Below are 2,826 nucleotides of genomic sequence, written 5' to 3' on the forward strand. Positions count from 1 at the left end.
AATAAACCTGATCACCCTCACTTCAGGGGGCGCTATGCAGTTGTTGCTGATTTTGACTGGGACCCTTCGAGTTCTGCGGAGAAAGGATACAGGATATTCGCCTATCTACACGAACTGGTGACCAAGAACTTCGGAATTCGGGTTAGTGATCCAGCCGCCAAGGGAGAATACAACTTTATGGTTACCTTCGCATCGGAAACAACGGATGCGGAAAGTGAGGGGCCGATTCCCCAGCCCGGGCAGGAAGCGCTTGGCGGAAACGACGCTCCGGCGCCCCCCCCCCTTTGCGAGCGGACCTGCCGGGGTGCACACTTCGACGGACGAACCTTTTTCAAGTGGCGGCGGCACATCGGCGACCTCAGGTTCGACCCACGGCACTGCAGGCGGGCATTGCTGGAAGCATGTTTCGTACAGCGCCAGTTATATTGGAAAGCACGCTTCGGGACACGGGACCGGCAAGGTGTTTCATCAGGTCCGTCCAGGAATGTTCAAGGAGAAATGGGAATTTGACATTCAGAATGCAGGCAAACGTTCAAAGGGCTCAATTTTTCAGGAGCATCCCGGTTCCATGGTGGTCCCGGGTGATGCCGTCTGTCTGGGCACCGAAAAAATGATAAAGCTGGATACATTACCCTCATCGCGACAAGTTGTTTGTGGGAATGAACCCCAACTTGGCGGTCAATTCTGCGTGGAGGGCAGGGGCAATGAAAAACACGCGTTTCACCTTTTCGAAGAAGAAGATATCCAGCAGCTTTCTTCTTTTCATCCCGGAGATCTCTCTACCGGCACCCAGAATATTGCCGGTGTGGAGGCGGTTTGTTTTCATACCCAGGAAGACAAAAATCGGCTGACCACCTGCATGCACCCGGAGTATGCCATCATTATGAGGCTTCACTTGGTTGCTTCCGACGGTGAACACATGGATTTAACTGCGACATCCTTTCAGGTGGGCGAACAACCGGACAGTCTTTTTGTTCCGGACGGACCCATAATCGATCCATTCGAGAAAAGCCCCGAGCTTAAAATGATCAAGCAGATGTTAGAAGAGACCAAAGCGGGTCAGGCGGGAGTCGGTTATGACAAAATGATTGACCCAATTTTCAGCCAAAAGCAGGCTCCCCCGGGATACGAACAGCAGACGGAGATGATGAAAGCGATGCTCAAAGAAAAGCTAAAAAATTCGAACCTTGAAGACATTCTCAAAGAGGCGGGTGTGGATTCACCGTAGCGCGAAAGCGCACTGGCGTTGCAGATGGAGATGGTCATATATTTGCCAAACCTGATTCAATACAAGGACGCTTTACCAAATCCAATGGAGAGTAACCATGAATCGAAACAATGTGTTTCGCGCGCTAATGATTTTATTGCTTTTCGTCAATGTGGCACAACCGGCTATCGCAGCCTGGCCAATTCTCAGCGAAAAAGACATGCAGAAATTTATCCAAACTTTTCCGGGGATGTACCGCGAATATAAACAGCTCACCATGACCGTTAATCCACAGGCCGGTCCTGAGCAGAAGCAAAAGCATGATCAAGAGGTGAACCGAATTCTCACAGAAAACGGCTGGAATTGGTTCTTTTGGCCTCAGCTGGGACATATTGTTCGATGTTATTCCTTTGTCAAACAGGAGCAAGTCAACCATTCCCACGGAGCCGGCATTGAAAAGGTTGTCAGTGATTTGACGGCTGCGCCCTGGATGGTTCCTGAACACAAAAAAGGACTGAATGATTTCTTTTCACAAATTAAAGGCAATTATCAAACCGAGGCTGAAAAAATCAAACGCGAAGTCCATGAAAACGATCTGAATCTGATCCGGCGGAATTCAGGCGGGCTGGATTCCGTGCTCGAACAAATCACCCAAATTGAAATCGAGGCGGCTCTGGGCAAACTTGCACCTGCATCTCAACCCGTCTCACTTCCGCCTCCTTCAGGGGGCAAACCGAATCCTATGGTTCACCAGCGAGGTCCCTTTATTGTCGATGAATCAGGCCAGGCGATCAAGCTAAGAGGGACCTTAATAGAAGGGTGGGTGATGTGGAACGGCCCCTTGTGGGGGACGGGCCTTAACGGTGAGACCCACATGTATAAAAAAATAGTGGAACTTGTCGGCGAAGCCGAGGCCGAGCGTTTTCGCCAGGCAGTTTATGAAAACTTTTTCGCTGAAGATGATGTTAAGCTCATGGCGGATATGGGATTCAATGTCGTTCGTATTCCTTTTAACCACACCATCCTTGAAGATGATGCCCGCCCCTATGTTTACAAAGCGTCGGGATGGCAAATTCTGGACCAGGCGCTGGCATGGTGCAAAAAATATGGCATCTATGCTGTTCTGGATCTTCATTCGGCTCCGGGCGGGCAGGGTTCGGTATTTGTTGCTGATCCCGACCCTGTTAAGCTTTGGGATTCTGAGGAAAATAAGAATCGAACGGTCGCTTTGTGGAAGGCAATCGCCGCGCGCTATCGAAATAATCGGACCATTGCCGCCTATGACCTGTTAAATGAACCGCATGCACCCAGCAAGGATGCGCTGGTTCATTTTTATCAGCGTATAACCGCCGCCGTTCGCGAAGTCGATCCGTATCATATGGTGGTGCTGGAAGGGGGAGGCCTGGCAAATGATTTTAGCATGTATGAGAATTTGCCTGCGCAGCCGGTAGAAAATATGGCTTACAGTTTTCACACGTATAATTTTTTGAGCGACGCAGTAGATACTCAGCAAGTCCAAGCCATGAAGAACCTTTCTATTAAGCATCAAACCCCGATGTGGAATTCTGAGTTTGGCGCACATACAACCCAGTGGGTTCGCGACACCGTGAATCATTTTG

Annotated in this window: 3 protein-coding genes; all 3 read left to right on the top strand. The window is 49.9% G+C overall.

What is annotated here, in order from left to right:
* Window positions 1-510: hypothetical protein (locus ABYV26_RS24050; protein ID WP_372683885.1), on the top strand; the 510-nt coding region annotated here is incomplete at its 5' end.
* A 58-nt stretch (window positions 511-568) separates the two neighbouring features.
* Window positions 569-1,228, top strand: a complete 660-nt coding sequence (locus ABYV26_RS24055) for a hypothetical protein (RefSeq protein ID WP_372683886.1) — start codon at window positions 569-571, stop codon at window positions 1,226-1,228.
* A 97-nt stretch (window positions 1,229-1,325) separates the two neighbouring features.
* Window positions 1,326-2,826 (top strand): glycoside hydrolase family 5 protein (locus ABYV26_RS24060; RefSeq protein WP_372683887.1); only part of this gene is annotated, 1,501 nt, incomplete at its 3' end.

The organism is Desulfosarcina sp., from assembly GCF_041551955.1.
Taxonomy (GTDB): Bacteria; Desulfobacterota; Desulfobacteria; order Desulfobacterales; family Desulfosarcinaceae; genus Desulfosarcina.